Raw genomic sequence first — 15744 nt, 5'->3', positions numbered from 1 at the left:
CGGGCTAATTAAACCTACAGAGGTCAGTCGACTTCTGCTTATACAAATCGAACTCGGAAACCAGGGTGATTGATTTGCTTTTACTTTTTTATCGATTGATTATTAGAATAGGTGATAAACAGCTTGTTCTTGCTTCCTTCGATCTGAAAGATCGGTTGCCTGTGAACAAGGTATCTATCTGTTCTGCCTTCTATATCCCGCAATGAAAGCTAGAACGGATAGATAGTTGCGAACGGTTACGATCTTAAACAAATTGCCTCAATTCTACCTCAGCTTGCCAATTTCTTATAAATAGCAATGTCTGAATGAGTGAAGCCATCTGCTTTTGATGATGATCGGGAAGGTTGTTTCGATTTTTAGCGTGTAGATAATTCAGCAAGCGGCTTGATTCAATAAGCAGTTCGTCAGACCTGTAGAAAGCAGACGCTGCCCACTTACTGGAGCTCAAATCCGTTAACATCGACTGAGCGTAGAGCAGATTACGACCTAGCATGTCCCGAAATTCCTTCCGATCCGGTTCCGTTAATTTGCCTTCCAGCAGGTCTATGGCGCAACAAATAAGGCCAGAAATGCTCCTGAAATTATGGATAATCTGTCGTAAATCGTCTTCCATATTACTCTGGTTGTCGCGAACGCTGCTCGCCGGTACCGCTAAAACGTAAGGCTTCAGCAATGGTAATGATCTGCTCCCCCAGCTTTCCCTGCTCACCGGTAGTAGACTGATTGTAAACCCGCTGGCGAAAGGGTTCCCACGCGAAGAGTTCAGTTTTGGCATCGTAAATGCCCACTGGGGTTCGTTTGGGGTCTGCTAAAAGTCGTTGCAACAGGGATTCAGCCCCGGCTTGGGTCTGGCAGCCAATCTGATGAAAGTCCTCCTTGAGCAGATACAAGACCGAAAAGCGCTTCATACCGAGACGAGTAAGTTATATCGTATTGGCGGGGAAAGGGAACTGCCAATTTGTAAAATTGGCAGTTCTTAAGTCAGCTGGCTATGATGGCCGTCATCATTAGCTATGATTTTTACGAGAGATTACTTGCTGCGGTTCGTAGAATTGATCCTAGAAATCTGATTTAGACTAAGGAAAAGTTTATCGCACCACCATCTGGCTTAGACTTTCAAAGGCGTAGTCAAAAAGGAATAGGTGCCTCTTGATGAGATAGTATTCTCCAGTGGCAACATTACAGCCATTGAATAAACCCTGTTACCTGTGAACGGCAATTTTACTGGTGAACTATGATTTCTCAAGTGGTTGATAGACAAGACGGTAATGGCAGTCATTACAGAGCCTGTATGCAAAGCCTGCGCCAGGTTGCTCTTTCTTGAGAGTTGCTGCCGCTGCTACCATGGATGAGCCCACTACGAGCAGGGTACAGATTAATGCCTAAATATTGGTTTTGCCCGTAGGTTACAAAAAGGGCTTCACCGATTTATGTACATTTGGGGTAAGCCTACCTGCCCGTTTTGCCCATGCTACCTTTACCCTTTGATACCCTTAGTGTGCTGAACGCCATTCCGGGCAACCATCTGATTTTATTACCAGATGCGCCAACCTTTACCATCGTTGGCGTAACGGATGCCTACCTGAAGGCCACCTACACCCAGCGCGAGATGCTCCTGGGGAAAGGGGTGTTTGAGGCTTTTTTTGACAACGCCCAGAATCAGCAGCGGTCGGAGAGGGGCAATCTAGAGGCATCCTTGCGCCAGGTGCTGCACGACAAACGCCTGCACGAAACGGCTGATCTGCGCTACGATTTGATCAATCCGCAAACGGGCCAGTTAGACATTAAAATCTGGAAGCTCTTTAACCAGCCGGTGCTGGATTCGGCGGGTGAGGTTAGCTACATTATTCATTCCGTCGACGACATCACCGAGATCGTACAGCTTCGGGAAGCTGGCCGGTTGGCTAGTCAACCGCAGCAGACCTTTCTACTAGCGCTCAGCGACCGGCTACGTTTGCTGAGTGACCCGGCCGATATTCAGTACCAGGCCGCCTGCGCGCTGGGGGAGTACATCGGGGCCAGCCGGGTGGGCTACGCCGAAGATATGCAGGATGAGCAGACCATCGTGGTCACGCGCAACTACATCAATGGGGTACGGGGCATTGAGGGGTGCTATCGCTACGAAGACTACGGCGCTGAATTGATGACCCGCTTGCAGGCTGGCTACACGGTGATCCGGCCCGACATTACGCAAGACCCCACGCTGACGGAGGCGGAAAAGCTCGCTCACGCCCGGCTGCAATTGGGGGCCACCCTTAACAAGCCCTTAATCAAGGCTGGGCAGTTGGTGGCTGTCCTGTTTGTACACTTTGAGGGGTCCCACGCCTTTACCGAACATGAACTAAGCCTGCTGGAAGAAACGGCCGAGCGGACCTGGGAAGCTGTGAGCAGGGCGCGGACCGAAGAAGCCCTGCGGAGCAGTGAGGCCCGCGCCCGCAGCATCGTTGCGCAGTCACCGGCGGCCACCCTAGTGCTGCGCGGGGATAATTTCGTCATTGAGCAGATCAACCAGTCCATGCTGGCCTTCATGGGCCGGAGCGAAGAGGTGATTAATCAGCCGCTGCTGGCGATCATGCCCGAACTGGACGGACAGGTAGTTTGGCAACAGGTGCAGCGGGTGTACCGAGAGGGCGTTTCCTTTGACCAGCTTGAACTCGCCGTGCCCCATAACCGGACGGGGGTTCTTAAAAACTATTATTATGATGTAGCCTATCGCCCCTTGCGGGAGGGCGAGCAGATAACCGGCATGATCCAGGTGGCCACCGACGTAACGGCGCAAGTGGAGGCCCGCCGGAAGTTGGAAGAAAGCGAAGCCCGCTTCCGTAGCGTTGTTCAGCAGTCGCCCGCCGCCACGCTAGTGCTACGCGGAGATGAGTTCATCATCGAGCAGATCAACCAGCCCATGTTATCGTTCATGGGCCTGGGGGAGGAGGTCATTGGCCACTCGCTACTGGCCGCCGTACCGGAACTAGCGGGCCAATACGCGCTGCAACAGGCTCGCAAGGTCTATGATGAAGGTATTGACTTTGATGGCCATGAAGTCCTCATACCGCACAGCCGAACCGGAGCCCGTCAGGATTACTATTACGACCTCTCGTATCGCCCGCTGCGAGAGGATGGGCACATAACGGGGATGATCCAAGTGGTAACTGATGTCACGCCCCAGGTAGTGGCCCGCCAGCAGCTGGAGCAAAGCGAACAGCAGCTTCGGCAGCTCATCGAGCAGTCGCCCGTCGCCGTTAGTCTGCTGGTAGGCCGGGAACTGATTGTCGAGCGGGTCAACGAGAGCATTCTAACGATCTGGGGCAAAGACCGTTCGGTGATGGGTAAACCGCTGGCTCAGGCCTTGCCAGAGCTGGTAGGCCAGCCGTTTTTACCACTCCTGGATCAGGTGTACACCACGGGGGTAGCCTACCGTACCGACAGCGACCGGGCCGAATTAGTCGTTGATGGCGTGCTACGGACGTTCTATCTAGCCTTTTCCTACACGCCGCTTCGTAACGCGGCCGATACCGTCTATGCCATCCTGATTACGGCTACTGATGTGACGGAGATCGTGAAGGCAAAAAAGAAGACAGAAGCCGCTCAGCAGGAGTTGCTGGGGGCCAATCAGCGCCTGAGTTTAGCGATGGATGCGGGTCGGTTGGGAGCCTATACGCTCGATCTGGCCACGGGCAACATGGAGATCAGTGCGCAGGGCCGGGCGAATTATGGACAACCGGCCGAAACGCCCTTTTCCTTCCCGGATCTGATGGCGATTATGGTGGCTGATGACCGGGAACGGGCGCAGCAGGCGATGACGACGGCCGTTGATGCCCGGACAGTGTATACGGGCGAATATCGGATTACCTGGCCCGATGGAACGCTGCACTGGGTGAAAATATCGGGTCAACCGGCCTACGAGGCGGACGGTCAGCCGGTTCGTATAACCGGGGTCACCCAGGATATTACGGCTCGGCGTCTTATGCAGGGTGAACTGGAGCGACAGGTGGAGCAGCGCACCCAGGAGCTCCAGATATCGGTGGCCGACCTGCGCCGGAGCAACGAAAACCTCCAGCAGTTTGCCTATGTGGCCTCTCATGATTTGCAGGAGCCCCTGCGCAAGATTCAGTCCTTTGGGGAGTTGTTAAGAAACCACCACGCCCAGGCCCTGGGCGAGGGGATGGCTCATTTGGACCGGATGCAGTCGGCGGCCAGCCGAATGGCCACTTTGATCCGGGATCTGCTCACCTATTCGCGCATCTCGACCCAGCAGGAGGCTACCGCATCCGTTTCGCTTGCTGAGGTGGTTGGGCAAGTGCTCTCGGATCTGGACATGCGGATTGAGGAGACGCGGGCGCAGATAGAGGTGGAGTTTCTACCTACCATCTCGGGTGATATCTCGCAGTTAAAACAGCTCTTTGAGAACCTGCTGAGCAATGCCCTCAAGTTCAGTCAGCCCAACACCCGCCCCCTGATTCGGGTAGATTGTCAGCGCCTGGTCGCTAGCGACCTGCCGGTGGCGGTCCGGCCCTTGCAGGTAGCTCCTCAGTACTACCGGATTGACGTGACTGACAAGGGCATTGGCTTCGATCAGAAATACGTGGATCGCATCTTCCAGGTCTTTCAGCGACTGCACGGCAAGAGTAGCGCTTACGGGGGGACGGGCATTGGGCTGGCCATCTGTGAGAAGGTAGCCGCCAACCACGGCGGAGCCATCTCTGCTACCAGCCAGCCTAATCAGGGAGCCACCTTTAGTGTTTACTTGCCGGTGGAGTAGTCTTTTCCCGGAGGATTTGATTACATAACAGATTGTTATACAAACGATTGTTGTATACGGGCCCGCAGCTTGGCTATTTACCGTCTTTTGTTTACCTATAAACCACCGCCTCTGTAGGTAGCTCTATGGGCTTCAACTGTCAAGTTAAAGCCTTGACGCTTATCATAGCGAAGCTGGATAAGTTAATCTGCCACGTGTTGTTTATATCTAGGCTATTGGCTAGCAAGGTCAATTTCCGAGCTGTTGACGATCTCCACCTTACTAAGATGATGGTTAAGATGCTCACCGTACTCTCTGAACACGAGCGGGAGCAGATCAGCACACGAACTATAGAGGCATTGACGGCGGCTAACGTGCGCGGCAAAGCATCGGGGAAACATGGCCTTGATTGTAAAGGCTAGTCGCTTAAAATAACGCCTATCAATTCGTAAAAGCTAAATCTTTTAAAATACGTGTCGTATTAGCGGAAGTGCAGCAGTTTCCCACCAAAACATACGCAGCTGTTTAAAGCAGTCATGCCATTCAGGAAGGCAAGCAGGCTTAATTAGGTAAGCGGAACAGCCCCGCTGGTAAGCCTCATTGATGTCAGCTTGCAAATCAGATTTGCTGAATATGATCACGGGTATCCAGTTGAGTGGTTCAGCCAGATTTCTAATGTCATTCAATAGTTGAAAACCCTGCGCACGATTTGGGACGTAGAGGTCAAGCAATACTAGCTTCGGTACTGTTCTTTCGTCATCCAGCCATTCTGGTATCAACGAAAGTGCTTGCTCGCGGTTAATGGCCCGGATGAGCAACACGTTTGGCAAGAGTTTTGCCATGCTTTTTTGAATGCGTTGCCAACAAGTATCGTTAGATTCAATAACTAAAACGCGAGCATGGTTGAAATTGGCCTCCCTCGTTTCAGGATATTGCCTATTAATTACGGACATCGAATAGTCGATAAGCTTTAAAGTGCTATTCGTTTAATTGCCAATCGACCGCTAATTGTTTGATCATTTGAAGGATTTCTTTTTGAATAGCTGCCTTGGTCATGAAGTCATCAGCCCCTAATTGCAGTGCCTTGCTTTTGTCTTCCTGACGATTAGAAGTCGTCAAGACAACGACCGGCAAATGCTGATAATCGGGGATGCTACGTAACTCCTGCAACGCTTCAAAGCCATCTTTACGAGGCATATTCAGGTCAAGCAGGACTAGTTTTGGCAATATCGTTTCTTGCTCCAAAGCCGTTATCAGCTCCAAGCCATCCGTCAACACCCTTGTTTTGATGTGTGGCAATGCTTGTTTGAAAGCATATTGTAAGAAATACTGATCGTCATCATCATCGTCAACGATCCAGACAAGGGGTAGCTCAGTGGGCGTCAAATGAATTGTAAGCTGAAGCGTGAATGCCAAAATGGCAAGCCTAAAGATAGCCTAACTATTTTGAAGTCTGTTCTTTGACTGGTAGACCTCAATTGTACATTGGTCAAACAGCACACTGGTTTAGATTCAGCCAGTAGCTGCTCATCAACGATAGTGCATCGATTAACGTGGAATGGATGTCTTTCTTTAAGATAAGTGAATTAGCCCCAGCTATGTATAAAGCCTTTTCGTAGTGCTTATCGTCCCAACTCGTTGAATTTGCCCAACTACAAAGTCTACGAATTCCTGCTTTGATGCCATTGCGTTTAACCGTTGATTTTGAATTGAGGGGTATAGATAAGACAGGTATCTAATCGATCTATGGTTGGGCAAACGTGAAGAAAAGTGCTCTCATTATCGCGATAATACACGTAGCAGCAGTTACATATTCCATTATCTCATGAAGATCAAATTCATCGATTGAGAGCTCACTCAAGCTTGATTCATGACTAGGTTGATCACCCTGATTGGGTAGCGGTTTTTTCAATTTGGTTAAAGGTTACTTTATGAAAGAATCCATTTTATTTCCACAAGGGTGTTTGTCTCCTGAAGCGCGCCCAGGTACTTACTAATGGTTAAGAGCCGGGTCAACTTTTTGGTCATCAATCTACAAAGCCATGAAAATGCTAGAAGCCATTGACTACCCTTCAACTGGACATCGTTTTACCCTTTTTCAATCTAGAAAGCAATGGCAAATGTGATTGGTTGACCCGGCAGACAGGTGATTTGTCAGTATCATCCTAGAACTGCTGCGTATGGGTTATCAATGGCTAAATATACTGCGTTGCTTGACTAGACGATCTAATTGCTAGCGGCTTACTGCGTCAATGGTTGGTAAAGTAGTTTGCTGAACACATTTACTAGCCCTTCTATACTTGCGCCACGTATACAGTTGCCTGGTGATATCAGAATCAAAGTAAATCATCCTCCGGATACTGGGCGGTGAGAAAATGCATTTTTGAAAGGGTTGGCAACCCTATGTAAGGGCGCAAGGATATAGTGACTTGATAATATTTTTCTCCTAGTAGCGTTGCCACGTATCCGAATTAGTTACCCCTCTTTCAAGCTAGTCAGCTGTAGAGTTGATCCTGCCGTCACGCCAAAACCGGTCTATCGTCAGATAAGCCGGTTTGCAGTAAAGACATCAAGTTGTTTTGTTTAAGTCAGCGCCTCCACAAGCAGCGGGTCTAACTCCCCGATCACCTGGGCCAGCGCCTGGCTCAACTGTTGCTCGCTTGCCGTAGTCACATAGCTATACTTCAGTCGAAACGTCGGATTATCCAGCGTCAGCACCACGTTTTGCAGCGCCTCTATCTGACCATAAGCTGACACAGCCAATGCTTGTCACACTATAAACGTTCGTTCATATTGGGACAAGACAGGCCGTTAACAAGCAAGTGAAGGTTTATTGATTAACAAACAGGACTGATGAAGTGCTTATAGGCTCAAAAATGGAGCATTTACTAAGACACTGTAATTCTTAACTGTCAAATCGCTTTATAGCGCCGAAGAGCCGCTAATGATACTTAATCTTACCATTCGCTATTGGGATGAAGACACAGAGACCAGTAGCCGATGATCTGCTCTAACTGGCGTTTAGTCTCTTCGTACCCATTGGCTTTTTTGAAAAAACCCTGGATAGTTACTTGGTAGGCTTCCTTGATTAGATCCGGTGAAGCATTCGTTGTTATGAAAATGAAGGGGATTATCTTCTTTTTCAACTGTGCATCCGTCTCAATATACTGCCGTAGTTCCATCCCATTCATCAAGGGCATGTTGATATCACAGATAATTAGAAACGGCTGCTCTTCCGTTTCTTGCAAGTAATTCAAGACAAGCTGCCCGTTATCAAAGAAACGAATGGTATTTGGTACATTCAGTTCGCCAAGAACCTTCTGAAAGATATATTGATCATCGGCATCATCTTCAATAATAATAATTGGCCCAGTGAGCATCGTTTTTTTTTGTTAAGTAAAGCTAGTCTAAAACGAGCCCATTTCCCCAGTTGTCAGCCAGTAGGAAAGTAAACCTGAAAGGTAGATCCTCCCCCTGGCTTGCTGCTGGCGGTAATGGCTCCACCGTGATTAATGACTACTTTTTCAACGACGGCCAAACCAATCCCTGTACCAGTAAACTCCATCTTGCCATGCAGCCGCTGGAATACCTGAAAGATACGATCCAGATACCGCTCATCAAAGCCAATGCCGTTATCAACGACAGCAATGTAATGATACTGAGTTGTGAACCGACCTGGTTTTACGGAAAGCGGTAAATCATTGGCATTAACCAACTTATATCGAATAGCGATTTGGGGAATGCTAGGCCTTCCTGATGAATCAACCCGACTAAATTTCAGGGCGTTACTCAGCAAATTCTGGAAAAGTTGACTTAGTTGAGTAGGATCTCCCTTTATTTGTGGCAATGGATCAACCTCAATCCGAGCATTCGTTTCCGCAATCACAAGTTCGAAGACGGTTAAAACACTACCGAGTACGTCACTGAGTGACAACACTTCACTCTCGTCGCGCTGGGTAGCGATGCGGGAAAAGTTCAACAGGTCTTTGATGAGCATCGACATGCGATTGGCAGCCCCCTGCATGCGCTGTAGATAATCCAATTGCTCACCTGTTGAGTCAGCATACTGCCGTTGTAACAGATCCCCGAACTGCTGAATTTTACGTAAAGGTTCCTGTAAGTCGTGGCTGGCTACATAAGCGAATTTTTGCAGGTTTTCATTCGAGCGAACAAGCAAGGCAGTGGATTCAATCAACTCGTCATTGGTGGTGGCCAGCCTATTATTGGTGGCCCTTAACTCTTCATTGATAGCTGCCAATTCTTCTATCCGTATCTGTACCTCATTCTCCAACGCCAATTGTAACTGCTGTTGGACCGTCACATCCTGAGCCGTGCCGGATATAGAAAGCGAATTGCCATCCGTATCAAACAAGGTCTGCCCACTGGCATGGATGATCCGGTCCTGCCCCGTAATCGCGTTGGTAATCGTATACACCTCATCAAAAAGGCCAGGGCTCCCTCTTTCCAACGCCTTCTCCATCGCAAGTCGAATTCGCACCTGGTCTCTAGAATGGATGCGGGGAGAGGCTTCGGCTCTTAGTATGGCGCCTTCTAAGCCTAACCAGCTTCGCAAGCGTTCAGAACAAGTAATTATCCCGGTTACCGTATCGATGTGCCAAGTGCCCAACTCAGCCAGTTCAATGGCTCTCTGTAATGACGCTTCGCCTGCTTCAATTTTTTGCCGAGCTTTCACCTGCTCAGTAACATCGATAGCAACGATAAGGACACCAGAAATGTGATTGTCAGCTTCACGCTGGGGCTGATAGGTCAGATCAACATAAATGGTCTCCAAGTGATTGTTACGGACGATGTCAACGGCTATTTCGTTGGCAATAAAGGGCTTACCCGTAGTGATTACTTCTTGTAATAACTGATCAAAACCTTGCCCGGCTAGTTCAGGCAAAGCCTCTAACAGTGGCTTACCCATAATTTCGTCAGGCATACGTCCAACGAGGTGTCCATAGAATGGGTTTACCATCCGGAACGTGAGCTTCTCACGACTAATAATCGCGATGCCCACAGGAGATTCATTGAATGAAGCCAGCAATTTTTGCTGATTTTGTTCCAGTTGCTGTCGCGCCCGAACACCTTGGGTGGTTTCCAGGCAGGTGGCAAGAATACCCTCGATATGACCGTCTTCGGTCATTATTGGGCTGTAACAGAAGGTCCAGAATACCTCTTCTGTGTTTCCGTGGCGGTAAAATACCATCGGTACGTCCTGAAAGGTCACCGGTTCACCACTTTGCAAAACACCTTTCAACAGTGGGCCAACGACAGGCCAAGCTTGTAGCCATATTTGGGCAGAAGGTTTGCCGATAGCAGGATGCTGGGTAGCGGGATCTAGACTAGGAATGACATAGTCATTGTAGAGACAAATTAGATCTGGCCCCCAGAGGACTAACATCGGCAGACCCGTATTCAGCATGTTGCTGACCGATGCGCGTAGACTAGAAGGCCATTGATCGGGTACTCCCAGGGGAGATGCAGCCCAATCATAGGCACGGATAAGTGCTCCCATTTGGCCACCATTCCGTAAAAAAGGATATGGGCCGAAGCTAGCTGTTGGTGTCAAAATCAATTAGATAGGAGTATACCTAAGCTCTCAACGTATAGTAAGGGTTTAGGGCTTTTTGAGTCTGATTAGGTATTATACCGCAAGTTATTGAACTACTTCGACTAAATTAAATTGTGATAGTCATGACTTCAACTGACAGTATACCCATCTCATAAAAACGCCCGTTTCTCCGAGACATTACCTTGTCCTGCTTGGCTGCGGTTGTCAGCTTTATTCAACCGTCTCAAATGGCCATTTCGCAAATCAACATCCTATTTCAGCGTTACCGTTGAGTTCGTGAGACGATTTACGCGCGTACGACATTGATCGCTTGTCTGTAGAACTGCCTCTCCAGCTTTCTATAATCAACAAGCCAGCCTATCCCGTGATAAGCTGGCTTGATAAGGTAAATCGATTGAATAGCTTCTTAGGCCAGCGCCTCTATCAGCAGCGGATCTAATTCTCCGATCACCCGGGTCAATGCCTGGCTCAACTGTTGCTCACTGGCCGTGGCCACGTAACTATACTTCAATCGAAATGTCGGGTTGTTCAAGGTCAGCACCACGTTTTGCAGGATCTCTATTTGCTGCTATAAGGTTTGAGCAGTAGGCTCAAGGGGAGTTGCTCTGCCCGTAGATTGGGCGTAAGTTTGCACGGTCTTCATTTGACAGTGATGTTAAGTGATTGATTTCTGCCCCTTCGCTACGATCTTCCCGAATGCTGAGCGTTGGGGCTTTTTTGTTGACTTTCAACTCTATAAATATACAGATACTTGTATTATAATACAAGTATTGGGGCAAAAAAATAGCTTATTTGAAATCTATGAATAAGCTGACACCCAACGCCACCGAAATCCGTTGCAAGGTATCTAAAGTCAGGTTTTGGCCACCCTTCTCGAACCTACTGAAGGTTGACTCGGCAACACCAATCATATCTCCTAATTCCTTTTGAGTCAATCCTTTTGCCTTGCGAGCCTCCCGGATCAGGTTGGCCACCTGCCGCTTGATATCTTGTTGTTCCGCTGACATATAATTGGTTATCTAAGTTTCAAAGATATAAGGAGGCACCACACAGGCTACGTAGACTACCTGGTAAGCTGGTTTCTGACTTTAGCCTGGTAAGTGCTGCCCATTATCTGCCCTTCAATGACTTCATAGCCTGGCATACGGATAAAAGCCACGTAGCGTTCCAGTAGCTCCTGTTCAGCCTCTGTACCTAGTCCTGCTTCTGAGTGGGTGATGGCTTGTTGCTCGCGTTCGGTTTCTGGGATCAGGGTACACGTCAACTCGTAGTGAAGCTCAGTCTGACGAATGACTAGTCTAGTATGTCGCATTGAGATTTGGAGCAACGAAGGATTGATTTAATATACCAATGAATCCACAATCCGCGAAATCTTCCATAGACATTTGATATCTGTGGCCTCAACGGTCATGGGTCCATAACGGTCATTATCTGAATATAAAATCAACTGCTTTTTCTGAGTAATGTCATTAGTCTTGATCCGCTTAACTACAAATCGGTGAGCGTATAGCACCGCGTACACGCCATTGGACTCGTAGCGGACATTATCAGTAGTTATGTGCTCTCCTAGCACCATTGCCCGGTTCTTGATTTCAGGTTCCATCGAGTCCCCTTCTATCTCAATTATAACATGTTTGTCTTCGTCTAGATCGACGCCTGGAATGTAGAGTTGATAATAGTCTTCGATAAACTTGAGTTGACATCCTTCCAAGCTATTTTCAATGACGTTAGCTTGGCCTTTTATACTGATTAAAGGCAGTTTCTTAGACATGCCTATATCCACCATTACTCGCTTTATTCTATTGCTGGACTGGCCTTGACTTTGGGTGGTTGATGGTACTAACTCATCAACTGTAGTGTCCAGCGCATGAGCTAGCTCCAAAAGTTTGCTGATGTCTGGCCTTGTTCTACCACTCTCCCACTCGGAGACAGACTGGGGGGTTATCCCTAGTTTCTTAGCTAACTGTGTCTGATTCAGACCGTTGCTTTTTCTAAGCTCTTTAATCTTCTGTGCTAAGGGGGTCACAAGTAAATATTTTACACAGAGTTGCTTGTAAAATTACAAGTCACTCCTGTATATTTGAGATGTCATTACAAGGGTCTCTGTTTTTGAGGCCTCGGGTTATGACAAAAATATTACGAAGGCGTTCGTTTACAAGCAAGCAATGCCTGATCGGCCCATTTTTTCAATTAAAGGCTAAAAAAATGATGCAAAAGGTAAGCGCCTCAAGGATGTATAAAGAGCGAATGAGGGCCGCCAAAGCCCGCCTTCCCGAAGATGTTGGTCAGTTAGCGGTAATACAGGAGGTTGTTCGTTTGCAACCAAAGGTTGACACCCTTCTTAACTGGTTTCGCTGGAAAAATGCCTATTCGTTACACGTAGCCGATCCTGAGTTAACTGAGTTGGTTGAGGCTGCCACAGAGGTCTTACTCTCAAAATAGATTGAGCAGGCCGATTCGCTAACAAGCCCATCTAAAAGAGCTTACCCATTTCCCAATAAAAAAGCCCCGACCTGTGTATCAGACAGAGCCAGGGCTATAAACCAACCGAAGTTGATCATGAATCGCACAAATGTAGTCAAGCCTGGCCAAAGCGCCACGCCCCCTCCCCCCACAAAAGTCACCCTGGGCCGCCTTAAGCAAATTCAGGACTACCAGATCCTGGCCCGGGTGCGCCTCAAAGAGCGCCTCTCGGGCTCGCCCACCAGCGCTGCCCTGTATGATCTCTTGATGCGGGATCAGCTCACCTCTATCAAGCACAACCGCCATGCCTAATCAGAGCCAGAAGCAAAGTGCCAACACCGGGAGTAACCAGCGGTTACACCCCTCCCCGCAAGACCCCGATATTCGGCTGATTCTGCACCGGTTGCGCGATCTCTACGCCCAGCGCCAGCACTGGCAGTCTGGGAAAGCCTTGGCCATTTACATCGCCCCCTACCAGAGCATTAGCCCCGGGGTAGGCTTAGTCGAACATTGGATCGGCTCTAGTGAGGAGGCCGAGGCGCATCTATTGGCCGCTCCGCTAAACGAGCTGATCAGCTACTACGAGCAGCTGTTGTGGCTGGCCAAGATCCCCCTGCCTACCCTATGAACGAGTTAGCCCTTACCGTAATCGGACTGGTGGTGGCCTCCCTGGTCATACCCCGCATCAAGAGGGCCTTCACTAACCCCCTAGACAAGCACCTGCCATGAGCTCAATCTGCCCTTACGTAGAAGCCGTGGACCCGAATCTCCAAGCTGTGGCCCATGAGGCCCTGCACTGGCTGCACCTGGACGAGCATACCTGCGAGCTGCGCAGGCAAACGGAGGAGCCCCAGCTAGACGGTTTTGGCAAGCCTACCACCCAGCTACTGGGTATGATCCAGTACGACCCCGCTATGGAGCAGTACCTTGGCTACGTCCACGCCTGGCCCCCTGGGAGTCAGGAGCCGCCCTTGATGCTCCTAGCGGCCAGCTTCCATCGGCTACTGGTGCAAACTAAGTTGATCGACTTCCTCCACTCGACTAACCGCCTCTAGTGATGGCTACTTTCCACTCGCTCTTAAAAACCTTTGTGAGGCAGCACATCGCTGCCCCCGGCCCCCTGGCCTCCCCCATTGCTCCTACGGTGATCGATGCTGCCCAGCGCTGGCAGACCCACTTTGTGTGCGGGCAGGCCCTGGCTACCGTTCGCCGCCTCATCGATCAGGATATGCTGCGCTGGTTGGATCGCCAGCCCACGTATGTGCCCCCCAGGCTGCTTACCGTGGTGGAGCGCCTGGTCCCTCATGAGTACGGTATGGTGGTGCTCACCCATGAGGCCTGGGTGACGATCTCCCACGCCCTGATCACCTACGAGATCGTCCAGGAGCAGCTGGGGAGCGTGCCCATCCTGGAGGGCGGGGAGCCTGCTGTCATTCTCAGGCACCTGGCCTGCGTGCGGCACGTACCTCGACAGCTTATGACCTAAAGTGCCGCTTTGTCCAAGATTCAGTGGTGACCTGTCCAAGCCGACGGGTCAGCACGATCATTGCCCCCTGCGTTTTGCCCCTTTCAGCTAGACAGAAACCGCGATTGGCGGGCTGCACCTGTGGCCCGCCAACGTTTCATCCCCTACGCCCCAACCGCTTGCCCCCCTTTTATGCTTAGCATTACCGAAAAAGCCGTCTTTACCCGCCTCAACCAGCACGTGCAGGCCCATAATGAAGTTCAGGCCAATCTGCTTCACAAAATCCGCCACGGCTCGCTGCTTACGCTTAACGCTCTGGTGAGCATCTACTGCCAGCAGCTACGGGTTTACCTGCGCAGCCCCCTGGCCATCGACTCCGCTGAGCTGCCACCGCTCTACACCAATCGTCGCTTGCTGGCCACCTTGACCAAAGCGGGCACGCGCACCATCTACGATCATTTGGAAAAGCTCATCGCAGCAGGCCTGGTCCGCAAGCAGTTTCGGGGTCACCGCCACGACTTTACCCTGTGGATAAGCCCGTGGATTATGCTGGGCGAGGCCTTTGAGCCGATCCCCCTGATTGACCTCTCCAGGGCCTCCCACCCGGGCTTTTCCCCCCATATGCGGCAGACTTCGCCGGATAAGAACACATTTAAAGGGAATACTAACTATCCTAAAGGCGGTGTGGAGACGGTGGATAAGTATCTGGGTGATGTGTTGAGTCCGGTGCCACCGTCTCCACGGGGCGTGCGATGTGACGTTGAAATTCTGACATTAAAACGGGAGGCGGACCCAAAGGCTCACCACCCCGGTAGGGCCACCTTAAAAGGGGCTGGGGGGGGCGGGGCGGCTGGCCCTTTATCCACACTCATTGCCCAGATAACGAGTCAGGGCGGGCCTGTAGGGGCCTCTAGCGATACGGGAGGTGACCTGGCCAGTGGCGCGAGGCACGTAGGAACTGCCGAGCCCACTGGCGGGCTCTCTCAACCAACTACCAGCGCGCCTGGCTCAGCGGCTACGGCAGCATCAGCCAGCGCCCCTGCTGATCTGGAGGCCACCAAGCGCTATTTGACCAAGGCGTTCTGGGAAGTGGCCAGAGAGAAGCTGTGGCCCGCCCAGCGCTTCTCGCCCCAGCACACCAAGGACATTCTCAACCTGATCTGGCGGGATGTGCTCTACGGGCGCATGAAGTGCCCCAGCCCCGAGGCCTGCCACGATCTGTACGCCCAGCGCATCACCCAGCTGGAGCTGGTAGAGAAGTTCGGCCACCGTCAGCAGTGGGCCTCGTTTATGCCGCCCAAGTGCTTCTTCAGCTACGCCCACTACCAGGGCCAGCTGCAAAGCGGGGCCAGGGGCAACTTCCACCACACCACGCCCTGGCTGCTGGCCAATCAGAAGGCGGCCCTTTTGCAGGATCACACCCGGCTGATCGATAGGGCCATTACCAGCGTCAATACCCTGAAAGCGCCCCGCAAGTGGCAGGGTGAGCTCACCACGCTGGCC

18 protein-coding genes are annotated in these 15744 nt (G+C 50.6%); 8 read left to right on the top strand and 10 right to left on the bottom strand.

The window, feature by feature from the left end; genetic code table 11:
• Positions 1 to 244: 244 nt before the first annotated feature.
• A complete protein-coding gene (locus J2I46_RS30485) occupies positions 245 to 613 on the bottom strand; it encodes a hypothetical protein (RefSeq protein ID WP_207332892.1) in 369 nt (122 codons plus the stop codon).
• Position 614: 1 nt separating this feature from the next.
• A complete protein-coding gene (locus J2I46_RS30480; RefSeq protein WP_207332891.1) occupies positions 615 to 908 on the bottom strand; it encodes a hypothetical protein in 294 nt (97 codons plus the stop codon).
• Between the two features lie 560 nt (positions 909 to 1468).
• On the opposite strand from J2I46_RS30480, the gene J2I46_RS30475 reads away from it, so the two are divergent.
• Both J2I46_RS30475 and J2I46_RS30470 read left to right on the top strand, forming a co-directional pair.
• Positions 1469 to 4759: a PAS domain-containing protein gene (locus J2I46_RS30475; protein WP_207332890.1), complete on the top strand. Its 3291-nt coding sequence runs from the start codon at positions 1469 to 1471 to the stop codon at positions 4757 to 4759.
• 125 nt (positions 4760 to 4884) lie between these two features.
• On the top strand, positions 4885 to 5160 hold the full coding sequence (locus J2I46_RS30470; RefSeq protein WP_229380038.1) for a recombinase family protein: 276 nt from the start codon (positions 4885 to 4887) through the stop codon (positions 5158 to 5160).
• 42 nt (positions 5161 to 5202) lie between these two features.
• Here the strand turns inward: J2I46_RS30470 and J2I46_RS30465 are convergent, their stop codons facing one another.
• The 8 genes from J2I46_RS30465 to J2I46_RS33405 form a co-directional block, all read right to left on the bottom strand.
• Positions 5203 to 5691 carry a response regulator gene (locus tag J2I46_RS30465; protein ID WP_207332888.1) on the bottom strand — a complete coding sequence of 163 codons (489 nt, stop codon included), beginning with the start codon at positions 5689 to 5691 and terminating at the stop codon, positions 5203 to 5205.
• Between the two features lie 25 nt (positions 5692 to 5716).
• Complete coding sequence (locus tag J2I46_RS30460; protein ID WP_229380037.1) at positions 5717 to 6154, bottom strand: response regulator; 438 nt, start codon at positions 6152 to 6154, stop codon at positions 5717 to 5719.
• 1167 nt (positions 6155 to 7321) lie between these two features.
• Entirely contained in the window at positions 7322 to 7495 is a 174-nt protein-coding gene (locus J2I46_RS30455) for a hypothetical protein (RefSeq protein WP_207332887.1), read from the bottom strand.
• Between the two features lie 200 nt (positions 7496 to 7695).
• Complete coding sequence (locus J2I46_RS30450; protein ID WP_207332886.1) at positions 7696 to 8118, bottom strand: response regulator; 423 nt, start codon at positions 8116 to 8118, stop codon at positions 7696 to 7698.
• A 53-nt stretch (positions 8119 to 8171) separates the two neighbouring features.
• On the bottom strand, positions 8172 to 10256 hold the full coding sequence (locus tag J2I46_RS30445; RefSeq protein ID WP_207332885.1) for a PAS domain-containing sensor histidine kinase: 2085 nt from the start codon (positions 10254 to 10256) through the stop codon (positions 8172 to 8174).
• An 845-nt stretch (positions 10257 to 11101) separates the two neighbouring features.
• Positions 11102 to 11320, bottom strand: a complete 219-nt coding sequence (locus J2I46_RS30440) for a helix-turn-helix domain-containing protein (RefSeq protein ID WP_207332884.1) — start codon at positions 11318 to 11320, stop codon at positions 11102 to 11104.
• Positions 11321 to 11376: 56 nt separating this feature from the next.
• The gene (locus tag J2I46_RS30435; RefSeq protein ID WP_207332883.1) at positions 11377 to 11625 is read right to left on the bottom strand and encodes a hypothetical protein; all 249 of its coding nucleotides are present in this window, start codon (positions 11623 to 11625) and stop codon (positions 11377 to 11379) included.
• Between the two features lie 27 nt (positions 11626 to 11652).
• Positions 11653 to 12339, bottom strand: coding sequence for an XRE family transcriptional regulator (locus tag J2I46_RS33405; protein ID WP_207332882.1), 687 nt, complete (start codon positions 12337 to 12339; stop codon positions 11653 to 11655).
• A gap of 98 nt (positions 12340 to 12437) precedes the next feature.
• Here J2I46_RS33405 and J2I46_RS30425 point away from each other — a divergent pair, with 98 nt between their 5' ends.
• The 6 genes from J2I46_RS30425 to J2I46_RS30400 form a co-directional block, all read left to right on the top strand.
• A complete protein-coding gene (locus tag J2I46_RS30425; protein ID WP_207332881.1) occupies positions 12438 to 12755 on the top strand; it encodes a hypothetical protein in 318 nt (105 codons plus the stop codon).
• 117 nt (positions 12756 to 12872) lie between these two features.
• Positions 12873 to 13088 carry a hypothetical protein gene (locus J2I46_RS30420; RefSeq protein WP_207332880.1) on the top strand — a complete coding sequence of 72 codons (216 nt, stop codon included), beginning with the start codon at positions 12873 to 12875 and terminating at the stop codon, positions 13086 to 13088.
• Positions 13081 to 13404, top strand: coding sequence for a hypothetical protein (locus J2I46_RS30415; RefSeq protein WP_207332879.1), 324 nt, complete (start codon positions 13081 to 13083; stop codon positions 13402 to 13404). Before J2I46_RS30420 ends, J2I46_RS30415 begins: the two co-directional genes overlap by 8 nt.
• A gap of 97 nt (positions 13405 to 13501) precedes the next feature.
• Complete coding sequence (locus J2I46_RS30410) at positions 13502 to 13831, top strand: hypothetical protein (RefSeq protein WP_207332878.1); 330 nt, start codon at positions 13502 to 13504, stop codon at positions 13829 to 13831.
• A 2-nt stretch (positions 13832 to 13833) separates the two neighbouring features.
• Complete coding sequence (locus J2I46_RS30405) at positions 13834 to 14262, top strand: hypothetical protein (RefSeq protein WP_207332877.1); 429 nt, start codon at positions 13834 to 13836, stop codon at positions 14260 to 14262.
• A gap of 171 nt (positions 14263 to 14433) precedes the next feature.
• Positions 14434 to 15744 (top strand): hypothetical protein (locus J2I46_RS30400; RefSeq protein ID WP_207332876.1); only part of this gene is annotated, 1311 nt, incomplete at its 3' end.

Origin of the sequence: Fibrella forsythiae (assembly GCF_017353175.1) — a bacterium.
Taxonomy (GTDB): Bacteria; Bacteroidota; Bacteroidia; order Cytophagales; family Spirosomataceae; genus Fibrella; species Fibrella forsythiae.
Note: the sequence above shows the minus strand (reverse complement) of the source record. Positions and strands in the feature narration are given on the sequence as shown.

Excerpts from the sequence above, each read along its gene's own strand:
- J2I46_RS30485 (WP_207332892.1), bottom strand. The coding sequence starts at position 613 with ATGGAAGACGATTTACGACAGATTATCCATAATTTCAGGAGCATTTCT.
- J2I46_RS30480 (WP_207332891.1), bottom strand. The coding sequence starts at position 908 with ATGAAGCGCTTTTCGGTCTTGTATCTGCTCAAGGAGGACTTTCATCAG.
- J2I46_RS30475 (WP_207332890.1), top strand. The coding sequence starts at position 1,469 with ATGCTACCTTTACCCTTTGATACCCTTAGTGTGCTGAACGCCATTCCG.
- J2I46_RS30470 (WP_229380038.1), top strand. The coding sequence starts at position 4,885 with ATGGGCTTCAACTGTCAAGTTAAAGCCTTGACGCTTATCATAGCGAAG.
- J2I46_RS30465 (WP_207332888.1), bottom strand. The coding sequence starts at position 5,691 with ATGTCCGTAATTAATAGGCAATATCCTGAAACGAGGGAGGCCAATTTC.
- J2I46_RS30450 (WP_207332886.1), bottom strand. The coding sequence starts at position 8,118 with ATGCTCACTGGGCCAATTATTATTATTGAAGATGATGCCGATGATCAA.
- J2I46_RS30445 (WP_207332885.1), bottom strand. The coding sequence starts at position 10,256 with ATGGGAGCACTTATCCGTGCCTATGATTGGGCTGCATCTCCCCTGGGA.
- J2I46_RS30440 (WP_207332884.1), bottom strand. The coding sequence starts at position 11,320 with ATGTCAGCGGAACAACAAGATATCAAGCGGCAGGTGGCCAACCTGATC.
- J2I46_RS30435 (WP_207332883.1), bottom strand. The coding sequence starts at position 11,625 with ATGCGACATACTAGACTAGTCATTCGTCAGACTGAGCTTCACTACGAG.
- J2I46_RS30425 (WP_207332881.1), top strand. The coding sequence starts at position 12,438 with ATGACAAAAATATTACGAAGGCGTTCGTTTACAAGCAAGCAATGCCTG.
- J2I46_RS30420 (WP_207332880.1), top strand. The coding sequence starts at position 12,873 with ATGAATCGCACAAATGTAGTCAAGCCTGGCCAAAGCGCCACGCCCCCT.
- J2I46_RS30415 (WP_207332879.1), top strand. The coding sequence starts at position 13,081 with ATGCCTAATCAGAGCCAGAAGCAAAGTGCCAACACCGGGAGTAACCAG.
- J2I46_RS30410 (WP_207332878.1), top strand. The coding sequence starts at position 13,502 with ATGAGCTCAATCTGCCCTTACGTAGAAGCCGTGGACCCGAATCTCCAA.
- J2I46_RS30405 (WP_207332877.1), top strand. The coding sequence starts at position 13,834 with ATGGCTACTTTCCACTCGCTCTTAAAAACCTTTGTGAGGCAGCACATC.